A 22229-nucleotide genomic window follows, 5' to 3' on the forward strand; every position below is an offset into this window, starting at 1 on the left:
TAGCGCTCACCTTTTTTGGGGGCGCTGCGCGCCCCAGCGGGAGCAAGCTCCCTCGCCACAATGGGTATGTGATCGTTCCCACGCTCTGCGTGGGAACGATCATTCAAGCCAAGTCAGTCTTCCTTGCGAACGGTCGCTACTTCATCAGCGCGAACCTTGACCTTGGCTCCGGAAATATCCTCGAACTCATAGAAGCCGTCTTCGGTCTTGGTCTTGGGCATGTCCTCGGTCAGGTATTGGGTACCGTTCTGCAGCGTCACCACGGTCTGGGTCGAACAGCCGCCCAGCGCCAACAGGGCTGCGACCGCTACAGGAATGCCCAGCATCTTGATTTTCATACCCACCTCTGACTCCTTGCTTGAATGTGATTGCGGGCATTGTCGGCCCTCTAACGCGGTTGGTGCCAGCATCGGCGGAAAAGTTCGATCACGGCGCGAAAAAAACACCATTGATCTTTTTCCGTTTGCGCCGGAGAGGGCTGAGCTGGTATCTGTACGCATAACCAGTGTTCGCTTGCCGTGGCTTTGAATTCCCGTGACCTCCAACCCTCTCGACGATCCGTTCTATTACCTCAACAACTTCCGGCAAGTGCTTGATTGGCTTGGACTTCGTTACGCCGATGTGATGAGCGCACGCGAACACGGCTTCATCCGCGACTTCAACACGCTGCCGCAAGCTTCGCAGGGATTGCTGGTGCGCATGGTCATGCGCAAGGGCATTCATTTTCGCGCGAGCAAACTCAACTATGTGGAAATCGGCGATATCGCTGAGGCGGCGCAGCCATTGCTCGGCCACGGCTGGCTCGACGAACACGCGGCGCTGACCCTCGCAGAACTGTTCGATGTTTTGCTCAAGGCCGAGCTGCTGCAGGCATTCGGCGCCTTCATAGAACAGCCGAAAGGGCGCAAGGATGAATGGCTGCCCTTGCTGGCTGACCAGTTCACCGAAGCGCAAACCCTGCGCGCCTGGGCCCCGCAACTGGCGGATCGGCTGTTCAGCCTGACCCTGATGGACCTTTGCGATCGCCTGCGGCTGATGTTCTTCGGCAATCTGTATCAGGACTGGTCGGAATTCGTGCTGGCCGACCTTGGCATCTTCACCTATGAAAAAGTCGAGTTCTGCGCTGATTCCCGAGGCCTGCGCAGTCGCGAAGACGTCGACGCCTGCCTGTTCCTGCATCAGTGCCAACTGCGTTTCGAGGCGGGTGAGCCGCTGGAGGAGATCGTCGAACAGATCAACGCCGTGCACTTCGACAACCCGTGGCTGCGCCGCCGGCAAGCCAAGGCGTTGTTCCAGATCGGCCAGTATGGCGAGCGCATCGGCGATTTCGCCCTGGCCCTGAGCGTTTACCGCGACTGCGCCTATCCGGGCGCGCGATTGCGGATGATCCGCGTGCTCGAACGCTGCGGCGAATATGCGCTGGCGCTGGAGCTCGGCACGCTGGCCGAACAGGCGCCGCAAAGTGCCGCCGAGCAGCAGGGCTTGCAACGCATTGTCCCGCGTCTGCGGCGCAAACTCGGTGGCCCGCCGCTCAAGCGAGCCAAGGCCAGAGCGGTCGAGCGCCTCGACTTGCACTTGCCACGCGTCGATCCGGCGCGGTCGGTGGAATTCCATGTGCAAGCGCACTTGCATGCCGATGACGGCCCGGTGCATTACGTCGAGAACAGCCTGATCAACTCGCTGTTCGGCCTGTTGTGCTGGCCGGCGATCTTCGCGCCGTTGCCGGGAGCGTTCTTCCACCCGTTCCAGCGCGGCCCGGTCGATCTGCTCAGCGAAGATTTCCTCGAGCGCCGCGCCGAGCTGTTTCAGGCGTGTCTGGACGAGCTCGACGACGGCCGCTACGCCGAGACGATCCGCCAGCGCTTTGTCGACAAATGGGGGATTCAGTCGCCGTTCGTGTTCTGGGGCGCGCTCAATGAAGCATTGCTTGAACAGGCGCTGGCCTGCCTTCCCGCTGACCACCTCAAGCACTGGTTCAAACGCCTGCTGCTCGACATCAAGGCCAACCGCGCAGGCATGCCGGACCTGATCCAGTTCTGGCCGCAGCACAAGACCTACCGGATGATCGAAGTCAAAGGCCCCGGCGACCGCTTGCAGGACAATCAACTACGCTGGCTGGAGTTCTGCCACGAGCACCAGATGCCGGTGGCCGTGTGTTACGTGCAATGGGCGGAGCAGAGCGCTTGAGTTACAGCGTCGCCGTCCGCGCCCTCTGCGAGTTCACCGCCAAGACCGGCGACCTCGACCTGCGCTTCACCCCCTCGCCGACGGCGCTGGAAGGCATCGTCGGGCATCGCACCGTGGCTTCGCGGCGCAGCGAGCAGTACCAGAGCGAAGTAGCGCTGCAGGGCGAGTTCGGCGAATTGCGGGTCAAGGGCAGGGCGGACGGCTACGACCCGGCGCAAAACTGCCTGGAGGAAGTGAAAACCTACCGCGGCGACCTGAGCAAGCAACCGGCCAATCATCGCCAGCTGCACTGGGCGCAGGCGAAGGTCTACGGCTGGTTGATGTGCGAGAAACTGCAACTGGAGCAGATCAATCTGGCGCTGGTCTATTTCGACATCGTCAGCGAAAAGGAAACCTGCCTGGTCGAAGCCCACAGCGCCGAAGCGCTGAAGAGGTTTTTCGCGCAGCAGTGCGCTTTGTTTTTGCAATGGGCCGAGCAGGAAATGGCCCACCGCGAAGCGCGCAATCTGGCCGCGCAGCAACTGGCGTTCCCGCACGCGGATTTTCGTCCTGGCCAGCGGCATCTGGCCGAGTCGGTGTTCAAAGCCGTCAGCACCGGGCGCTGCCTGATGGCCCAGGCGCCGACGGGCATTGGCAAAACCCTCGGCACGCTGTTTCCGATGCTCAAGGCGCTGGCGCCGCAGCAGCTGGACAAGGTGTTCTTTCTCACCGCCAAGACCCCGGGGCGCAAACTGGCACTGGATGCCTCTCAGGTGTTGTTCAGACAAACACCTGATTTGCCATTGCGGGTGATGGAAATGGTCGCCCGCGACAAGGCCTGCGAACACCCGGACAAAGCCTGTCATGGCGAATCCTGTCCGTTGGCCCAAGGTTTTTATGATCGCTTGCCGGCCGCCCGCGAAGCCGCCAGCCAGATCAACCTGCTGGATCAGGCAGCGATGCGTGAAGTCGCCGGGCAGCACAGCGTGTGTCCTTATTATCTGAGCCAGGAAATGGCCCGCTGGGCGGACGTCGTGGTTGCCGACTACAACTATTACTTCGATTTCAGTGCGCTGCTGTTCGGTCTCGCCCAGCTCAATCAGTGGAAAGTCGCGGTGCTCGCCGACGAGGCCCACAACCTCGTCGAGCGTGGCCGGCAGATGTACAGCGCCAGTCTCGACCAGTTCACCCTCGCCAGCGTGCGCAAAACCGCGCCGGCAGCGCTGAAGAATTCCCTGCAACGGGTCAACCGCGAATGGAACGCGCTGCATGCGCCGCAATTGGCGGCTTATCAGGCCTACGACAAAGCCCCGGACAAACTCCTGCAAGCCATTTCCCTGTGCTGCGCGGCCATCGGCGATTACCTCAATGAGCATCCGCAAGGCGTCGACAGCGGTTTGCAGAACTTCTATTTCGATCTGCTGCAATTCGCCCGGGTCGCCGAGCTGTACGACGAGCATTACCTGTTCGATATCAGCAAACGCGACCTCGACCGCAAGCGTCCGCTGTCGCAACTGTGCTTGCGCAACGTAGTGCCGGCGGCATTCATCGGCCCGCGCCTGACCGCGGCGCGCAGCAGCGTGCTGTTCTCGGCCACGCTGAGCCCGCGCAACTATTACGCTGACCTGCTCGGCACCCCCGCCGACACGGTGTGCATCGACGTCGAATCGCCGTTCAGTGCCGAGCAGTTGCAGGTGCACATCGTCAGCCAGATCTCCACCCGTTTCAACCAGCGCCAGGCCTCGCTGGAACCGATTGTCGAGTTGATCGCCCGCCAGTTCAGCGAGCGCCCGGGCAACTATCTGGCGTTCTTCAGCAGTTTCGATTACCTGCAACAGGTGGCGACATTATTGGCTGAGCGCCACCCGCAGATCACTCAGTGGCTGCAGTCGAGGGGCATGGCCGAGGGCGCGCGGCAGGCGTTTCTCGACCAGTTCAGCGCCGACAGCCAGGGCGTCGGGTTTGCGGTGCTGGGCGGGGCGTTCGGCGAGGGCATCGATCTGCCCGGCGCGCGGCTGATCGGTGCGTTCATCGCCACGCTGGGACTGGCGCAGCTCAACCCGGTCAACGAGCAGATGAAGCGGCGCATGGCCGCCATTTTTGGCGCCGGTTACGACTACACCTATCTGTACCCGGGGATGCAGAAAGTCGTACAGGCCGCCGGGCGGGTGATTCGCACCCGCGAGGATCGCGGCACGGTGATGCTCATCGACGATCGCTTTGCCGAAAGCCGCGTCAAGCAGTTGTTGCCGCGCTGGTGGGCGATCAAAAGCGAGCCGGCACTTTTCAAATCGGCGGATTCACGCATACTTCAGCCCATGACAGTGGCTGGTGAGTGTGATGAGTGAGAACAACAGAACCGCAGCGATCGACGACAGCCGTTTCCGGCTGCTGATCGACGCGGTTGTCGACTACGCGATCTACATGATCGATCCCGACGGTACCATCACCAGTTGGAACTCCGGCGCCAAGCGTTTCAAGGGTTACGAAGAAGCGGAAATCATCGGCGAACACTTTTCGCGCTTCTATACCCCTGAAGACCGTGCCAACGGCATGCCGCAACGGGCGCTGGACACCGCGATCCGTGAAGGACGCTTCGAAGGCGAGGGCTGGCGTGTGCGCAAGGACGGCACGCATTTCTGGTCGCACGTGGTGATCGACCCGATCATCGATCCCAGCGGCAAATTGCTCGGGTTCGCCAAGATCACCCGCGACCTCACCGACCGTAAAATGGCCGAGGAAACCCTCAAGCGAAGCGAACAGCAGTTCCGCCTGCTGGTGCAGGGCGTCACCGACTATGCGATCTATATGCTCAGTCCTGAAGGTTGCGTCAGTAACTGGAACCAGGGCGCGCAGCGCATCAAGGGTTACCTGCCGGAAGAAATCATCGGCCAGCATTTTTCGATTTTCTACACCCCCGAAGACCGCGAACTCGGCGAGCCCCAGCGTTCATTGGCAATTGCCACCCGCGAGGGCCGGTTCGAGAACCGCAGCTGGCGGATGCGCAAGGATGGCACGCGCTTTCTCGCTCACGTGGTGGTCGATGCGATTCGTGGCGACACCGGCACGCTGCTCGGCTTTGCCAAGATCACCCGCGATGTGACCGAGGCGCACGAAGCGCAGCAAGCCCTGGAAAAGACCCGCGAGGCGTTGTTCCAGGCGCAGAAGATGCAGGCGATCGGCCAACTCAGCGGCGGTATCGCCCATGACTTCAACAACCTGCTGACGGTGATTCTCGGCAACCTCGAGATCGTGCAGAAGCGCATCGGCGACGCGCCGAAAATCGCTCGACTGCTGGAGAACGCCACCCAAGGTGCCTTGCGCGGTGTCTCGCTGACCCAGCGCATGCTGGCCTTTGCCCGCCGCCAGGAACTGCAGACCGAATCGGTGGATATCCCGCAATTGGTGCAAGGCATCACCGGGCTCCTGCGCAGCTCGCTGGGGCCGGGGATTCGCATCGAAACGCGCTTCCCCGCAGATCTTCAGCCCGTGCTGGCCGACAGCAATCAGCTGGAACTGGCGATTCTCAATCTGGCGACCAATGCCCGCGACGCCATGCCCGATGGCGGCACGGTGGTCATCCAGGCGCAGGCGGAAGTGGTGCTTGAGCAAACTCATTCGACTTTAGCGGCGGGCCGTTACGTCTGCCTGAGCCTCATCGACAGCGGCGAAGGCATGGACGAAGCCACGCTGGCCTGCGCCCGCGACCCGTTCTTCACCACCAAGGGTTTGGGTAAGGGCACCGGGCTGGGCTTGTCGATGGTGCATGGCTTTATCGAGCAGTTGGGCGGGCGCTTTATTCTCAAGAGCGAGAAGGGTCGGGGCACCTCCGCCGAGCTGTGGATTCCGGTGGCGCTTGAGCGTCCGGTCAGCCGACCGGTCTATAGCAACGCGGCGCCCATTGCGGTGCCAAGGCTCAGTGTGCTGGTGGTCGACGACGACTCACTGGTGCTGACCAGCACCAGCCTGCTCCTCGAAGACCTCGGCCATCGCGTCATCGGTGCGACTTCCGGCGCCAAGGCGTTGGCGATATTCGATCAAGGCGAGGTGATCGATCTGGTGATCACCGACATGGCCATGCCGCACATGAGCGGCGCGCAACTGGCCCACGCGTTGCGCCTGCTCAAGCCGGATCTGCCGATCATTCTCGCCACCGGTTACGCCGAACGCCTCGAAGGTTTCGCCGCCGAACTGCCGCGCCTGCCGAAACCGTTCACCCAGTTGAATCTGGTGCAGATCATCGCCGAGTCGATGAAGTGACGCGCTGGTCGATCCGGCTGAACTAGTCTGGACGCGTGCCTTTCCAAAAGATCTTGTTCACTTTTGGAGGGCACGTCTCTTGCCTCGCATATTGACCCAGCCAAGCGCTGTTGAAGAAGCCTTGGCCGAACACGACGCCAAGATGTTTGGCTCACCCAAGGAGCGGCTGGATTTCTATCGCCGGGAAATCCAGTACGAAACCAGCATCCTCGCCAACCGCACCGACGCCTACCTGGCAGCGCAGTCGTTTCTGGTGATCGCCTTCGCCTCGTGCATGGCCAACCTCAATCCGGAGTGGGGCAAGATGTTCACCCTCGTCGTGCCGCCGTTTCTGGCATTGCTTGGCGTACTCAGCTCACTGAATGCCTGGCCGGGGATTCGCGCGGCTTACGACATCATCGATCACTGGCACTTCAAGCAGAGCCAGTTGCTGCACAGCGAGCCGGTGATGGGCGCGGCGTATGACGAATCGCCGCTGTTCAGTGAAATGGAATCGAGCCACAAGGGCTATCGCAAGTCGCTGCTGTTCTCGGTGCGCACGCCTTGGATCTTTGCGACGTTCTGGGTGATGTTGGGGGTGTATGCGGTGTTTATTCAGGTGACCAATCCTTGAGGTGGGTTGGTCGGGGGCAGGGGACAGGTGCTGGATTTTGTGGTGTCTGTGAGATCTTACCCCCTCACCCCAGCCCTCTCCCCCAGGGGGGCGAGGGGGAAAGGGAGCCGATTTTCACGTTTTTCAAAACTTGTAGTCGACTCGATTTTTCAGGTCGATGAATAACGAAAGAACACCCCGACCAGTCCCCTCTCCCCGAAGGCAAAAGGGAGCCGATCTCGGATGGATTCGAGAGGTGGTTCAGCGCGCGATATCTCGTCTGGCAAATTGATAAAGGCCTGAGTTCGGCGAGGTATTTCAGGTCGGTGCAATACGCAAGAACACCCCGGTCAGTCCCCTCTCCCTCCGGAGAGGGCTAGGGTGAGGGGCTTTTGACTTTTATCACGCCGTTTCCAGCTCACGCCGCGCAGTAACAGCATTCTGCAACGCCGCCGGAATCGGCGGGAAATCCTCATTCAGCACACACAGATGATCAATCGCATCTTCAAATTTCGCGTCGGCTTTCTTGCGCAGTGCCCGGTATTGCTCAAAGCGTTCGAAGTCGGTCGGTGTCTGTTCCAGCAGCGCGTTGGCCGCTCGGTTCAGTTCGTGGGCTTCTTCGAACAGTTGACGATTGCGTTCCAGAGCCAGTGCTCTGCAAGCCTTGATTTGCGCAGGAGTCGAGCATTCGTTCATGACTGTAACCTTGTTTGTGTCGGGGGTTCCGTTGACAGGCTATGCACCGCAGGGGAACCGAACCTGGCGGGCCGCGCTGGATGATTGGCGCGGTTAAAGTTGTGACTCTTGGGGCGCGCTCGGCGATCCATTTTTTTGCAGAAAAATCTTCGATGATTTCCGGCAAAACGCAGCGCCGGAAGAATCAGCTTTTTCGTTGCTTCAAGCTTTCATACCGCGCCAGCATCGGCTGTGTACTGATGCCATGCAGCAGGATGCTCAAGGCCACCACCGACAGGGTGAGGTCGGTGCAGACCTTGGCCACGTCGGAATCCAGTCCATGGTTCAGCGCGAAGAACAGATAAAACAGGCTGCCGATGCCACGTATGCCGAACCAGCCGATCAACAAACGCTGCGGCCCGCTGAGCAGCTTGCCCCACGGCATCAGCGCCACGCTCAACGGACGGATCAGGCAAAACAGCACGGCGCCGATCCACAGCGCCCGCCAGTCCCAATGCGCTATCAGCACGACGCCGAGCAAGGTCACTAGAAACACCTCCATCGCCCGCTCGACCAGACTGCCGAAAGCGAGCATGTCGCCCATCATGATCCCCGCCGCGACCTGACTGTCTGCCAGCTGTTCGGTGTCGCCATGCACAGCGTTCTCCGGTTCGACGTTCTGATGGCCGACCACCGGCTGCACCAGATGTTCGGCCGGTACTTCGGTAATGCCGGTGGATTTCACTTCTTCCTGACGCAAGCCGAGGCCGGCGGCAAACACTGCAAGGAAGCCGTAGCCGCCAATGGCGTCGGCGACCACGTAGGACAGCGCGATCAGCGCGAGGGTCAGGTAATCGTTGGGGCCGAGAGTGCTGTCCTCGTTGTGGATGCGTAGTGACAGCGCGATGCGGCCGATGCCGCGGCCCATCCAGTAACCGGTGAGCAGACCCGCCGGCACCGCCCACAACAGACTGCGGATCACCCAGTGCTGCCACTCGCCGGCGCTGCCGTCACCATGGAGCAACAGCAAGCCGAGAATCACGAAAGGGAAGGCCACGCCATCGTTGAGACCAGCCTCACCGGACAGGCCGAAACGCACGCTGTCGACGTCCTGCGCATCGTTGACCTGCACCAGCGCCGCGAGCACCGGATCGGTCGGCGCCAGCATCGCGCCGATCAGCAGCGAAGGTCCCCATGCCAATTGCAGGCCCCAGTGCAGCAACAGGCAGACGCCGATGATCGTCAGGATCATCACCGGACCCGCCAGGCCGAACGCAATGCGCCAGGTTTTGTTGGTCAGTGGCAAACGCAGCTTCAGCCCGCAGACGAACAAGGAAAAGAGCACCGCGACTTCCGTCAGGTGCTCCATCCACAACGACGATTCTTCCAGCGACAGTTTCAGCAGGTTGAGACCGCTCGGACCGATGGCGATGCCCAGCAACAGGCACACCGCTGAGGTGGTGACCGGCATCCAGCGCAACCACGACGACGTCAGGGCCAGCATCAGCAGCACGGCGCCGAGCACCGCAACCCATACGCCGAAACTCATGACCGCTCACTGCAATGAATGTTCAAGGACAGGCGCACCGGGTCAGCTCACGGTCGTGCGCAGGTATTCGGGGATTAGCACGTTGAACCACAGCAGGATCATCGACACCAGCATGGTCACCAGCACCAGCAGGCCAACGCCCCACACGCACGCCGAATACAACAGGCCCTGTTCCTTGCGCTCATGCATGAACGTCGGCAGGCCGACGAACAGCAGGAATGTCGAGTAGATCGACGCCGCACCGAGTACCAGAATCGCCAGCCAGCGGCTCGGATACAGCCCGGCGATCCCGGCGATGAAAAACGGCGTCACTGTGTAAGCGGCAAAACCGATGCATTGATTCAGCGTCGGGCGCGCATCGAATGAACGCGACATCCAGCGAATGAAGCCGCCCATGATCGCCACCCCGGCAACAATCGTCACGTACAGCAGCACGCTCAATTGCAGGGCGCTGGCCGTACTCAGGCGCACGTTTTCACCCACGGCGAGGCTCCAGCCGACATAGGTCGTGCCGATGAACAGGCACACGGCCGGAATCAACGCGAGCAACAGCAAATGGGCGAGGTAATGGCGGGGATGGGTTTCTTCTTCGCGGCGGATATCGGTCCAGGCGAAGTTGGGTTGGGTGAAGAGTCTGACGAGGGGGGCGGACATGACAACCTCCTGTTCCTGATGGCCCGTAGGCGCTTACAGGTATGGAGGGATGTCATGCCGCTCGGGTTCAGTTTTTCTGCTGCACGGTTACAGCATCGGTTTGCCGCCGGTCACGCCATAGCGCTGGCCGGTGATGTAGCTGGCTTCGTCAGAGGCCAACAGCACGTAGATCGGTGCGACTTCCACTGGTTGGCCAGGACGGCCGAGCGGGGTGCTGCCGCCGAAGTTCTGTACTTCTTCATCGGGCATGGTCGAGACGATCAGCGGTGTCCAGATCGGGCCGGGCGCGACGCTGTTGACGCGAATTTCCTTGGGCCCGAGCATTTGCGCCAGGCCACCGGTAAAGTTGGCGATAGCGCCTTTGGTGGTGGCGTAGGCCAGCAGGGTCGGCTTGGGCAAATCTGAGTTGACCGAGCTGGTGTTGATGATCGACGAGCCGGGACGCATGTGTTTGATCGCCGCCTGGCAGATCCTGAACATGGCAGTGATGTTGACGTCGAAGGTCATCACCCATTCGTCATCGGGGATTTCTTCGAAGTTCTCGTGGGTCATCTGGAATGCGGCGTTGTTGACCAGTATGTCGATACGGCCGAAGCGCTCGACGGTCTGGTCGACCAGCGCCTGGCATTGAGCCTTCTCGGCAATGTCGCCCGGCAGCAGGATGCACTGACGCCCGGCCTGTTCGACCCAGCGTGCGGTTTCCTTGGCGTCCTCGTGTTCATTCAAGTACGCCACGGCGACGTCGGCACCTTCACGGGCGAAGGCAATCGCCACCGCGCGACCAATGCCGCTGTCGGCACCAGTGATCAGCGCGATCTTGCCGGCGAGGCGGCCGGAACCGACGTAGCTTTGCTCACCGCAGTCTGGATACGGTTCCATTTTGCGTTGCGAGCCGGGTACCGGTTGGGCTTGTTTCGGGAAAGGTGGTTTTGGATAGTCAGTCATCGCAGGGTCTCCTGATTTCAAGGCCAGTGTTCCGGGTTGACCCGGCGGGTTTGCCTTGAGTTCGATCGGATTTGCGCTGGATTTCTGCTGAACACCGGTCCCCTTGTAGGAGTGAGCCTGCTCGCGAAAGCGGTCTGTCAGCCAGGATTAGGTGACTGACAGACCGCTATCGCGAGCAGGCTCACTCCTACAGGGGATCTGTTTGAGCTCAGAGATTGCGGTTGGTCAGCGCCCGCTCCATGCGCGCAATCCCTTCTTCGAGCAACGCCCGCGGGCAGCCGAAATTCAAGCGTACGAACTGCTGATGAGCGTCGCCAAAATCCAGTCCGGCACTCAGCCCGACCTTGCCCTGTTCAAGGAAGAACCGCTGCGGATCCCGCAGGTCCAGCGCCGTGCAATCGAGCCACGCCAGATACGTGCCCTGCGGCACATTGATGGTCACGCCCGGCAGGCGCGTGCGCACGGCGTCCACCAGCCAGTCGCGGTTGGCCTGCAGGTAGGTTTTCATTTCAGCGAGCCACGGCCCGGCTTCGCTGTAGGCGACACGGGTGGCTTCCATGCCCAGCGGATTGACGCTGTCGACCATGCCACAGCGGGCGTGGTTGACGCGTTCGCGCAGGGTGGCGTCCTGGATGATCATGAACGAGGTCTTTAGACCGGCGATGTTGTACGCCTTGCTCGCCGACATCAGGGTGATCGTGCGTTTGGAAATTTCCGGACTCAGCGACGCGGTGGGAATGTGTACGCGGCCGTCGAAGCACAGTTCGGCGTGGATTTCGTCGGAGATGATCCACGCGTTCTGCGCTGCACAAATGTCCGCCACTGCCTGCAATTCTGCGCGGTCGAAGACCTTGCCGATCGGGTTGTGCGGGTTGCTCAGCAGCAGGGCGCCACCGCCCTCGAGCGCCTCACGCAAAGATTCCAGCGGCGTGGCGTAAGTGCCATCGGCTTGGGCGTCGAATTCCAGCTCGACCTTGTTCAGACCCCAATGTCCCGGCGCATGGCGCAGCGGCGGATAGTTCGGCGTTTGCACGACGACATTCTGCTGTGCCTGCACCAGCGCCTTGAGCGCCATGTTGAAGCCCGACTCCACGCCCGGCAGGAAAATCAGTTCCTGCGGTTTGACCCGCCATGCGTACTTGTTCCAGAGGTCGGCGACGATGGCTTCACGCAGGTTGTCCTGCGCCACGCTGTACCCGAGCAGCGGGTGCAGCAGGCGCTGCTGCAAGGCTTCGATGATGACCGGTGGCGCGGCGAAATCCATATCAGCGACCCACATCGGCAACACATCGGCCGGGTAGCGGCTCCACTTGGTGCTGCCGGTGTGGTGGCGGTCGAACAGCTGATCAAAATCGAAAGTCATGCGCGGTCTCGTCAAGGCGGGATTGGTCCTGGCGGACATTCTATGCGCAACGCCATCTGTGTGGGAGCGAGCCTGCTCGCGAATACGTCGGGTCAGGCAGCATCGAGTTGAATGACCCACCGCTTTCGCGAGCAGGCTCGCTCCCACAGGGGGTGTGTACTGGCTGGAAATCCGGGCCAGACTCCCGACGGTCGGTTTTCACACAATCGGCAAGGTCTTTGTCTACAGTGAAAAGGTCGGCGCCAAGGCGTCGCAACCGTGATTGTCCAGATAAAGCCCGGCGCAAGTACCGGGTTCCACCTGATCAGGAGTGCACGATGGATCTCACCCGTCGTCAGTTCTTCAAGGTCGCCGGTATCGGCCTTGCAGGCTCAAGCCTGGGCGCGTTGGGCATGGCCCCGACGGCGGCCTTCGCCGAGCAGGTGCGTCACTTCAAGCTCGCCCACACCCGTGAAACCCGCAACACCTGCCCGTATTGCTCGGTCGGTTGCGGTTTGATCATGTACAGCCAGGGCGATGCCGGCAAGAACGTGGCGCAAAACATCATTCACATCGAAGGCGACGCCGACCACCCGGTCAATCGCGGCACCCTGTGCCCGAAAGGCGCGGGCCTGCTCGACTTCATTCACAGCCCCGGCCGCTTGCAGTACCCGCAGGTGCGCAAGCCCGGCAGCAATGAATGGACGCGCATCGGCTGGGACGAAGCTCTTGATCGTATCGCCGACCTGATGAAGGCCGACCGCGACGCCAATTTCATCGAGAAAAATGCCGACGGGCAAACGGTGAATCGCTGGCTGACCACCGGTTTTCTCGCGGCGTCGGCGGCCTCCAACGAAGCCGGCTATATCACCCAGAAGGTGATTCGCAGCCTCGGCCTGCTGGGGTTCGATAACCAGGCGCGTGTCTGACACGGCCCGACGGTGGCAAGTCTTGCCCCGACGTACGGCCGTGGTGCCATGACCAATACCTGGACCGATATCGCCAACGCGAATCTGATCCTGGTAATGGGCGGCAACGCAGCAGAAGCGCATCCGTGCGGCTTCAAATGGGTGACCGAGGCCAAGGCGCATAACGCCGCGCGGCTGATCGTCGTCGATCCGCGTTTTACCCGGACCGCTTCGGTGGCCGACTATTACGCGCCGATCCGCACCGGCACCGACATTGCCTTCATGGGTGGGTTGATCAATTACCTGCTGACCGAGGACAAGATCCAGCACGAATACGTGCGCAACTACACCGACGTGTCGTTCATCGTCAAAGCCGGCTATGGCTTCGAAGACGGCTTGTTCAGCGGTTATGACGCGAAGAAGCGCAGCTATACCGACAAGTCCGGCTGGGGCTACGAGTTCGCCGAAGACGGTTTCGTCCGCGTCGACCCGACCCTGCAAGACCCGCGCTGCGTCTATCAGTTGATGAAGCAGCATTACAGCCGCTACAACATCGATCTGGCGAGCCAGATCTGCGGCATGCCCGTCGACGCCATGCAGAAAATCTGGGAAGAAATCGCCACCTGCTCGACACCGGGCAAGACCATGACGATTCTCTATGCGCTCGGCTGGACGCAGCACTCGATCGGCGCGCAGATCATCCGCAGCGCGGCGATGGTGCAACTGTTGCTGGGCAACGTCGGCATGCCCGGCGGCGGAGTCAATGCCTTGCGCGGGCATTCGAACATTCAGGGCCTGACCGACCTCGGCCTGCTGTCCAACGCCTTGCCCGGCTACCTCACTCTGGCCAGCGACAGTGAGCAGGACTACGGCCAGTTCATCTTCAAACGCACGCAGGTGCCGCTGAGACCGGGGCAACTCTCGTACTGGCAGAACTACAGCAAATTCCACGTCAGCCTGATGAAGTCCTGGTACGGCGCCAACGCCACCGCCGAGAACAACTGGCTGTTCGACCATTTGCCGAAGCTCGACATCCCCAACTACGACGTGTTGAAAATGTTCGACCTGATGAGCCAGGGCAAGGTCAACGGCTACTTCTGCCAGGGCTTCAACCCGATCGCCGCGTTGCCGGACAAGAACCGGGTAATGGGCGCACTGGCCAAGCTCAAGTGGCTGGTGGTGATGGACCCGCTGGCCACGGAAACCTCAGAGTTCTGGCAAAACGTCGGGCCGTACAACGACGTCAAAACCGAGGAAATCCAGACCGAAGTCATTCGCCTGCCAACCACCTGTTTCGCCGAGGAGGATGGCTCACTGGTCAACAGCAGCCGCTGGCTGCAATGGCACTGGAAAGGCGCCGACGGCCCCGGCGAAGCGCAGACCGACATCCGCATCATGAGCGAACTGTTCCTGCGTCTGCGCCAGCGCTATCAGACCGAGGGCGGCAAGTTTCCCGATCCGCTGCTCAAGCTGTCGTGGCCATACAAGATCCCCGACGAGCCTTCGCCAGAAGAACTGGCGCGGGAAATCAACGGCACCGCCGTCAGCGATTTCACCGATGCCAGCGGCGTCACGGTCAAGGCCGGCACGCAACTGGCCGGCTTCGGATTGCTCAAGGACGACGGCAGCACCGCGTCCGGTTGCTGGATCTTCGCCGGCAGTTGGACCGAGGCTGGCAACCAGATGGCCCGCCGCGACAATGCCGACCCGTTCGGCATGCACCAGCATCAGGGCTGGGCCTGGGCGTGGCCGGCCAATCGGCGGATTCTCTACAACCGCGCCTCATCGGACCCGGCGGGCAAGCCGTGGGATCCGAAAAAGCGTCTGGTGTGGTGGAACGGCAAGACCTGGACCGGCACCGACGTGCCGGACTACAAGGCCGACGTGCCGCCGGAAGCCGGGATGAATCCGTTCATCATGAACCCCGAAGGCGTGGCGCGGTTCTTCGCCGTCGACAAGATGAACGAAGGGCCTTTACCCGAGCACTACGAGCCGTTCGAGACGCCGATCGGCATCAACCCGCTGCATCCGCAGAACAAGAACGCCACCAGCAATCCGGCGGCGCGGATCTTCGATTCGGTCTGGGAAACCCTCGGTGAGGCCAAGGACTACCCGTACGCCGGCACCAGCTACCGGCTCACCGAACATTTCCACTTCTGGAGCAAGCACTGCAAGTTGAACGCGATTGCCCAGCCCGAGCAGTTCGTGGAAATCGGCGAAGTGCTGGCGAACGAGAAGGGCATCGCTGCCGGTGATCGCGTGCGGGTCAGCTGCAAACGCGGCTTTATCGAAGCGGTCGCGGTGGTGACCAAACGCATCCGGCCGCTGCAGGTCAACGGCCAGGTCGTGCATCAGATCGGCATCCCGCTGCACTGGGGATTCACCGGCCTGACGCGCCACGGTTACCTGACCAACACCCTGGTGCCGTTCCTCGGCGATGGCAACACTCAGACCCCGGAATCCAAGTCATTCCTGGTCAACGTGGAGAAACTGTAAATGGCCAGCCAAGACATCATTGCCCGCTCGGCCACTACCACGGTGCCGCCGTCGGTGAGAACCCAGCAGGGCGTTGCCAAGCTGATCGACACCACCAAATGCATCGGCTGCAAGGCTTGCCAGGTCGCCTGCTCGGAATGGAACGAGCTGCGCGACGAGGTCGGTCACAACCACGGCACCTACGACAATCCGCAGGACCTGACGGCGGACTCATGGACGCTGATGCGCTTCACCGAGCACGAAACCGACGCCGGCAACCTTGAATGGCTGATCCGCAAGGACGGCTGCATGCACTGCGCCGAGCCCGGTTGTCTGGCCGCGTGCCCGAGCCCCGGCGCGATCATCCAGCATGCCAACGGCATCGTCGATTTCGATCAGGACCACTGCATCGGTTGCGGCTATTGCATCACCGGTTGCCCGTTCAACATTCCGCGCATTTCGCAGAAAGATCACAAGGCCTACAAATGCACGCTGTGTTCCGACCGGGTGGCGGTGGGGCTGGAGCCGGCCTGCGTGAAAACCTGCCCGACCGGCGCCATCGTTTTCGGCACCAAGGAAGACATGAAGGAACACGCCGCTGAACGCATCGTCGACCTGAAAAGCCGTGGTTTTGAAAACGCTGGTTTGTACGATCCAGCCGGGGTCGGCGGCACCCATGTGATGTATGTGCTGCACCACGCCGACACGCCGAAAATCTATGCCGGCCTGCCGGATCACCCGGCGATCAGTCCGCTGGTGGATTTGTGGAAAGGCATCAGCAAACCCCTCGGTCTGTTGGCGATGGGGGCGGCGGTGCTGGCCGGGTTCTTCCACTACGTGCGCATCGGCCCGAATCGTGTCGAGGAAGATGAACAGCCGCCAGCGCCTGACACCTCGGTGCACGTGGTCGACCCGGCGGTGCACACCTTCGATCCACGCGGGGAGGAGCGGCCATGAGCAACAAGACGATCCTGCGTTACAGCGCCAACCAGCGCACGAATCACTGGCTGGTGGCGATCCTGTTCTTCCTGGCCGGGTTGTCGGGGCTGGCGTTGTTTCATCCGTCGCTGTTCTGGCTGAGTAATCTGTTCGGCGGCGGCACCTGGACGCGGATCCTGCACCCGTACATGGGCATCGCCATGTTCGTGCTGTTCCTCGGCCTGGTGTTCAGCTTCTGGCGCAGCAATTTCCTCATCGCCAACGACCGGCAGTGGTTGCGGCGGATCAATCGGGTGATGGTCAACGACGAAGAAAGCGTGCCGCCGGTGGGCAAGTACAACGCCGGGCAGAAGCTGCTGTTCTGGACTTTACTGTTGTGCATGCTCGCGTTGTTGTTCACCGGGCTGGTGATCTGGCGCGCGTGGTTCAGTGCGTATTTCGGCATCACCACGATCCGCTGGGCCATGTTGTTGCATGCGCTGGCCGGGTTCGTGCTGGTGCTGAGCATCATCGTGCACATCTACGCCGGTTTGTGGATCAAGGGTTCGGTCGACGCCATGCTGCATGGCTGGGTCAGCCGGCCGTGGGCGAAAAAACACCATGAACTGTGGTACCGCGAGGTGACCCGCGACGAACAGCCTCGGGACCTGCCCGAGCGACCGCTGACGAAAAAGGGCTGACTTTTGCCAAGCATTCTTGAACCTGGGGAAATCGAGGCGGCGGCCAGTTCGCCGCCGTTTCTGTATCTGCCGCCGTGTGACCTGTTTGCCCTGCGCGCTGAGCGCCTTGAGCGTCTGGCCGAGGGCAACGGGTTGGCGGATTATCTGCGGTTGATGGCCGGATTATGCCGGGCACAGCAGCAGGTCTTCGACGATCCGCCGCTCACCGCGCCGTTTGATGCGCAGCGTTTCGAAGCCTGTCAGCAACACGGTCTGCCACCATTCGCGGCAGATACCTTGGTGCGCGAAGAGGCCTGGCAGCCGTGGCTCGACGCCTTGCTGCAGCGCTACGCGCCCGCGGATCAGCCTGCTGTCATCGACGCGCTGGACAGCCTGCGCGCCGCCAGTCCCGGCCAGTTGCGCGCCTGGGCGGTGGCGCTGGTCAGCGGCCAGTATTCGCTGGTGCCGGCAGCGCTGGTGCCTTTTCTCGGCGCGGCCCTGCAAACCGCGTGGAGCCACTGGTTGCTCAGCGTGCCGAATCTGCAACTCAAACCCGGCGACAGCCTCAGCCAATGCCCGGCCTGCGGTTCGCCGGCCATGGCCGGGGTGATTCGCCATCGCGGCAAGCACAACGGATTGCGTTATCTGGTGTGTTCGCTGTGTGCCTGCGAATGGCACGTGGTGCGGGTCAAGTGCGTGTATTGCGAGCAGAGCAAGGGCCTTGAATATCTGAGCCAGGAAGACGACCGGCACAGCGCCGAGCAGGCGCCACTGCGCGCCGAAGTCTGCCCGAGCTGCAACAGCTACCTGAAATTGCTCTACCTGGAGAACGACGCCGAAGCCGAGGCGTTGTCGGCGGATCTCGGCAGTTTGCTGCTGGACATGCGTCTGGCCCAGGACGGTTATCAGCGTCTGGCACCCAATCTGCTGCTGGCGCCGGGAGACGAATGACGAGTGCAGAAACTGTGGGAGTTCAAGCCTGGTCCCACAGATGTTGTGCCGGACCACAAAGCCCGGTCAGCCACAAATCCCGTAGGAGCGAGCCTGCTCGCGAAGGCGTCAGGTCAGCCACATCCACCCTAGCTGACACACCGATTTCGCGAGCAGGCTCACTCCTACAGGGATTGACGGAGACCAACTATCCTCATTCCACCCCGAATCTCTGTGGGAGCTGGCTTGCCAGCTCCCACAGATGTTGCGCCGGACCACAAATTCCGGTCAGCCACAAATCCCCTGTGGGAGCGAGCCTGCTCGCGATGGCGTCAGGTCAGCCACCTCCACACCAACTGACAAACCGTTTTCGCGAGCAGGTCAGTCACCTCCACACCAACTGACAAACCGTTTTCGCGAGCAGGCTCACTCCCACAGGGATTGGCTGCGTGCACTCATTCTGCAGGCCGCCACAAAACAATGTGGGAGCGAGCCTGCTCGCGATGGCGTCAGGTCAGCCACATCCACACTAACTGACACACCGCATTCGCAAGCAGGCTCACTCCCACAGTGCGTCTACACTTCTGAAACCCTTGTGGGAGGGAGCTTGTTCCCCAAGGGGCTGTTTCAGTCGAATCAGGAGTGGCTGATGTCTTCCAGCGTTGCCCTGCGGTTGCCGTCCATTGATGGCTTGTTGCGTCACCCGGCGTGCGCGCCGTTGGCCGAGCGTTACGGCCGGGATTCGTTGCTGACGGGGCTGCGTCAGTTGCTCGATGAGCTGCGTCCCGGCGTGTTGAGCGGGCAATTGTCCGCCGTTGAAATCGGTGCCGAAGTCCTCGCCGGTCGCGTCGGCGAACGCTTGGCGCAACAGCAGCGCAGTCAGGTGCGCCGGGTATTCAATCTCACCGGCACGGTGCTGCACACCAACCTCGGCCGCGCCTTGTTGCCGGACGAAGCCATCGAAGCGGTGCAAATGGCCGCACGTTATCCGCTCAATCTGGAGTTCGATCTGGCCAGCGGCAAACGCGGTGATCGCGATGATCTGATCGAAGGCCTGATCCGCGAACTGACCGGTGCCGAGGCCGTTACCGTGGTCAACAACAATGCCGCTGCGGTGCTGCTGACCCTCAACAGCCTCGGCGCGCGCAAGGAAGGCATCATCTCCCGCGGGGAACTGATCGAGATCGGCGGCGCGTTCCGCATCCCCGACATCATGGCCCGCGCCGGCGTGCGCCTGCACGAAGTCGGCACCACCAATCGCACCCATGCCCGTGACTACGAGGCTGCCATTGGCCCGCGCAGCGGTTTGATCATGCGCGTGCATGCCAGCAATTACAGCATCGAAGGTTTCACCGCGCGGGTTCCCACCGCTGAATTGGCCGCGTTGGCGCACGCCCATGGCTTGCCATTGCTGGAGGACCTGGGTAGCGGCAGCCTGCTCGACCTGACCCGCTGGGGCTTGCCGGCAGAACCGACGGTACGCCAGGCGCTGCTGGACGGTGCGGATATCGTCACCTTTAGCGGCGACAAATTGCTTGGCGGCCCGCAGGCCGGGTTGATCGTCGGGCGCAAAGAGCTGATCGCGAAGATCAAGAAGAACCCATTGAAGCGTGCGCTGCGCGTCGACAAGTTGACCTTGGCCTCGCTGGAAGCGGTGCTGGGTTTGTATCGCGATCCGGATCGCCTCGCTGAACGTTTGCCGAGTCTGCGGCTGTTGACCCGTCCGCAGGCTGACATCTGCGCTCAGGCGTCACGTTTGCAGCCCTTGCTGGCTGAAATCCTGGGGTCGGTCTGGCAGGTCAGCGCAGTCGAGGCCCTGGGCATGATCGGCAGCGGCAGCCAACCGGTGGCGCGCCTGCCGAGTGCGGCACTGTGTTGCCGCCCGCAGGTGTCCAAGCGCTGGCGCGGGCGCTATCTGTTGAATCTGGAAGCGGCGTTGCGCGCGTTGCCGATTCCGGTGCTTGGGCGTATCGACGACGATGCGCTTTGGCTCGATCTGCGTCAGCTCGACGATGAGCCCGCGTGGCTGGCGCAGTTGCCGCAATTGCAGGTCGACCGGTGATCGTCGGCACGGCGGGGCACATCGACCACGGCAAGACCTCGCTGTTGCAGGCGCTGACCGGCCAGACCGGCGACCGCCGCCCGCAGGAGCGCGAACGCGGCATGACCATCGACCTGGGTTATCTCTATGCCGAACTTGAACCTGGCGCGGGCCTCACCGGGTTCATCGACGTCCCCGGCCACGAGAAATTCACCCACAACATGCTCGCCGGCGCGCAGGGCATTGATCTGGTGTTGCTGGTGGTCGCGGCGGACGACGGCGTGATGCCGCAGACCCGCGAGCATCTGGCGATCGTCGAACTGCTCGGCATTCCCCGCGCGTTAGTGGCGATCACAAAATGCGACCGGGCCGGGACGGGCAGGGTGGAAGAGGTGCAGCGTCAGGTGCTCGACCTGCTCGCGCCCGGGCCTTTTGCTGATGCGCCGATCTTTACCGTGTCGAGTGTGAGCGGGCAGGGTGTCGACGAACTGCGCGCGGCTTTGTTGCACGCCCAAAAAGACGTGCTGGCGCGCAGTTGTGAGGGCGGGTTTCGTTTGGCGATTGATCGGGCGTTCAGCGTGGCTGGCGCGGGAATTGTGGTCACGGGCACGGCGCTGTCGGGGACTGTCGCGGTGGGCGACAGACTGGTTCTGGCGCCTGCCGGCAAATCGGTACGCATCCGTGGACTGCACGCGCAAAACCAAACTGCTGAACGGGCCTTCGCCGGCCAACGCGTGGCGTTGAACCTCAGCGGCGATCGTCTGGAGCTGGCGCAGATCCACCGTGGCCAATGGCTGCTGGCAGACTGGCTGCACGCCCCGACCCAGCGCATCGACATCGAATTTCAGCTGTTGCCCGGCGAGCGCACCTTCGAACACTTCCACCCGGTGCATCTGCACCTCGGCACCCAGGACGTCATCGCCCGCGTCGCCTTGCTGCAAGGCCCGCGCCTGAGTTCCGGCGAGCGCATGTTCGCGCAACTGCTGATCAACGCGCCGGTGCACGCGGTGAAGGGCGATCGATTGATCCTGCGCGACGCCAGCGCCCAGCGCACCCTGGGCGGCGGCGTCGTCCTCGACCCGTTCGCCCCGGCCCGCCAACGCCGCAGCCCCGAACGTCTGGCGCAACTGCAAACCCTCGCCCTCAGCGTCGGTCTCGAACAAGCCTTGCCAGCGCTGCTCAACCACAGCCCCGGCGGCCTCGACCCGCGACGCCTCGAACGCCAGTTCAATCGCCCGCGCGCGCAGTGGACGCTGGCGGAAAACATCCGCCTGATCGACACCCGCCAAGGGCCGCTGCTGTTCAACGTCCAGCGCTGGGGCCAGTTGAAATTCAATTTGCTCGAACAATTGGCGCGGTTTCACGAACAAGAACCCGACCAAATGGGCCCTGACCGCGATCGCCTGCGACGCTTCAGCGCCCTGGCACTGGAACGTTCGACGTTTGTCAGTTTGCTGGATGAATTGCTCAGCGCGGGCTCGATCCTCGCCAATGGTCCGTGGTTGCATCTGCCCGATCATCAGGTGCGCCTGAATGCCGACGACGAAATCCTCTGGCAGCAATTACAGCCGTTGTTCGAACAGGCCGGTTTCGACCCACCGTGGGTGCGCGACGCGGCGAAAATGCTCGGCGAAGATGACGCCAGCGTCCGCCTGCTGCTGCGCAAACTGGCACGGCTGGGGCTGATGCACCAAGTGGTGCGCGACCTGTTCATCAGCGACATCGCCGTGCGGCAAATGGCGGCGTTGTTGCTGAAACTCGCTGAAGAAAATCCGTCGATCCAAGTGACAACCTTCCGCGATGCGCTAGGCTTGGGACGCAAACGCTGCATTCAGTATCTGGAGTATTTCGACCGACTCGGCCTGACCCGTCGCCTCGGCGAATCCCGCCAGATCCGCCGCGACAACGCGCTGGCTCACGCCGACGCGCAATGAGTTCAAGGAAGGCAATCGCGCCCGGTGGCGCGGCCGGGCTTCAAACCCGGTTGGGGACGGCATCCGTTCCCGGGCAGGTTCGACTCCGGCTGCCTTCCGCCAGTTTTCAAAAGCAAAAGATCGCAGCCTTCGGCAGCTCCTCCACCGATTCGTAGGAGCT

16 protein-coding genes and 1 tRNA gene are annotated in these 22229 nt (G+C 62.0%); 11 read left to right on the plus strand and 6 right to left on the minus strand.

Translation table 11 applies throughout. From position 1 onward, the window contains the following. Nucleotides 1-113 precede the first annotated feature (113 nt). Nucleotides 114-338: a YgdI/YgdR family lipoprotein gene (locus DCO47_RS16830; RefSeq protein WP_042610041.1), complete on the minus strand. Its 225-nt coding sequence runs from the start codon at nucleotides 336-338 to the stop codon at nucleotides 114-116. A 196-nt stretch (nucleotides 339-534) separates the two neighbouring features. Between DCO47_RS16830 and DCO47_RS16835 the strand changes: the two genes are divergently transcribed. From DCO47_RS16835 to DCO47_RS16850, 4 genes are all read left to right on the plus strand, one after another. Next, entirely contained in the window at nucleotides 535-2187 is a 1653-nt protein-coding gene (locus DCO47_RS16835) for a VRR-NUC domain-containing protein (RefSeq protein ID WP_116658507.1), read from the plus strand. Further along, entirely contained in the window at nucleotides 2184-4514 is a 2331-nt protein-coding gene (locus tag DCO47_RS16840; protein ID WP_116658518.1) for an ATP-dependent DNA helicase, read from the plus strand. Before DCO47_RS16835 ends, DCO47_RS16840 begins: the two co-directional genes overlap by 4 nt. Next, complete coding sequence (locus tag DCO47_RS16845) at nucleotides 4507-6426, plus strand: PAS domain-containing sensor histidine kinase (RefSeq protein WP_116658508.1); 1920 nt, start codon at nucleotides 4507-4509, stop codon at nucleotides 6424-6426. The genes DCO47_RS16840 and DCO47_RS16845 overlap by 8 nt, the downstream gene beginning before the upstream one ends. Nucleotides 6427-6505: 79 nt before the next feature. Then, a complete protein-coding gene (locus DCO47_RS16850; RefSeq protein WP_042610038.1) occupies nucleotides 6506-7039 on the plus strand; it encodes a hypothetical protein in 534 nt (177 codons plus the stop codon). A gap of 381 nt (nucleotides 7040-7420) precedes the next feature. Here DCO47_RS16850 and DCO47_RS16855 read toward each other — a convergent pair whose 3' ends face one another. The 5 genes from DCO47_RS16855 to DCO47_RS16875 form a co-directional block, all read right to left on the minus strand. Next, nucleotides 7421-7714 carry a hypothetical protein gene (locus tag DCO47_RS16855; protein WP_064364783.1) on the minus strand — a complete coding sequence of 98 codons (294 nt, stop codon included), beginning with the start codon at nucleotides 7712-7714 and terminating at the stop codon, nucleotides 7421-7423. Nucleotides 7715-7898: 184 nt separating this feature from the next. Then, nucleotides 7899-9242: a sodium:proton antiporter gene (locus DCO47_RS16860; RefSeq protein WP_116658509.1), complete on the minus strand. Its 1344-nt coding sequence runs from the start codon at nucleotides 9240-9242 to the stop codon at nucleotides 7899-7901. Nucleotides 9243-9284: 42 nt separating this feature from the next. Further along, nucleotides 9285-9896 carry a Yip1 family protein gene (locus DCO47_RS16865; RefSeq protein ID WP_042610035.1) on the minus strand — a complete coding sequence of 204 codons (612 nt, stop codon included), beginning with the start codon at nucleotides 9894-9896 and terminating at the stop codon, nucleotides 9285-9287. 87 nt (nucleotides 9897-9983) lie between these two features. Then, a complete protein-coding gene (locus DCO47_RS16870) occupies nucleotides 9984-10841 on the minus strand; it encodes a glucose 1-dehydrogenase (RefSeq protein ID WP_116658510.1) in 858 nt (285 codons plus the stop codon). Nucleotides 10842-11049: 208 nt separating this feature from the next. Further along, nucleotides 11050-12204 (minus strand): MalY/PatB family protein, encoded by a 1155-nt coding sequence (locus DCO47_RS16875; protein ID WP_116658511.1) that lies wholly within the window; start codon nucleotides 12202-12204, stop codon nucleotides 11050-11052. Between the two features lie 317 nt (nucleotides 12205-12521). On the opposite strand from DCO47_RS16875, the gene fdnG reads away from it, so the two are divergent. The 7 genes from fdnG to DCO47_RS16920 all read left to right on the plus strand — a co-directional run bounded on the left by fdnG (nucleotide 12522) and on the right by DCO47_RS16920 (nucleotide 22171). Then, on the plus strand, nucleotides 12522-15587 hold the full coding sequence (gene fdnG, locus DCO47_RS16890) for a formate dehydrogenase-N subunit alpha (protein WP_165839211.1): 3066 nt from the start codon (nucleotides 12522-12524) through the stop codon (nucleotides 15585-15587). Further along, nucleotides 15588-16523, plus strand: coding sequence for a formate dehydrogenase subunit beta (gene fdxH / locus DCO47_RS16895; protein WP_064364792.1), 936 nt, complete (start codon nucleotides 15588-15590; stop codon nucleotides 16521-16523). Continuing rightward, complete coding sequence (locus DCO47_RS16900) at nucleotides 16520-17185, plus strand: formate dehydrogenase subunit gamma (RefSeq protein ID WP_042610030.1); 666 nt, start codon at nucleotides 16520-16522, stop codon at nucleotides 17183-17185. Before fdxH ends, DCO47_RS16900 begins: the two co-directional genes overlap by 4 nt. A gap of 3 nt (nucleotides 17186-17188) precedes the next feature. Further along, a complete protein-coding gene (gene fdhE, locus DCO47_RS16905) occupies nucleotides 17189-18115 on the plus strand; it encodes a formate dehydrogenase accessory protein FdhE (RefSeq protein WP_116658515.1) in 927 nt (308 codons plus the stop codon). A 628-nt stretch (nucleotides 18116-18743) separates the two neighbouring features. After that, nucleotides 18744-20156 carry an L-seryl-tRNA(Sec) selenium transferase gene (selA, locus tag DCO47_RS16910; RefSeq protein ID WP_116658516.1) on the plus strand — a complete coding sequence of 471 codons (1413 nt, stop codon included), beginning with the start codon at nucleotides 18744-18746 and terminating at the stop codon, nucleotides 20154-20156. Next, entirely contained in the window at nucleotides 20153-22069 is a 1917-nt protein-coding gene (selB, locus tag DCO47_RS16915; RefSeq protein ID WP_116658517.1) for a selenocysteine-specific translation elongation factor, read from the plus strand. The genes selA and selB overlap by 4 nt, the downstream gene beginning before the upstream one ends. Before the next feature lie 6 nt (nucleotides 22070-22075). Beyond that, a tRNA-Sec gene (locus DCO47_RS16920) sits at nucleotides 22076-22171 on the plus strand. Nucleotides 22172-22229: the final 58 nt, after the last annotated feature.

It is taken from the genome of Pseudomonas sp. NDM (assembly GCF_003105095.1).
Classification (GTDB): Bacteria; Pseudomonadota; Gammaproteobacteria; order Pseudomonadales; family Pseudomonadaceae; genus Aquipseudomonas; species Aquipseudomonas moraviensis_A.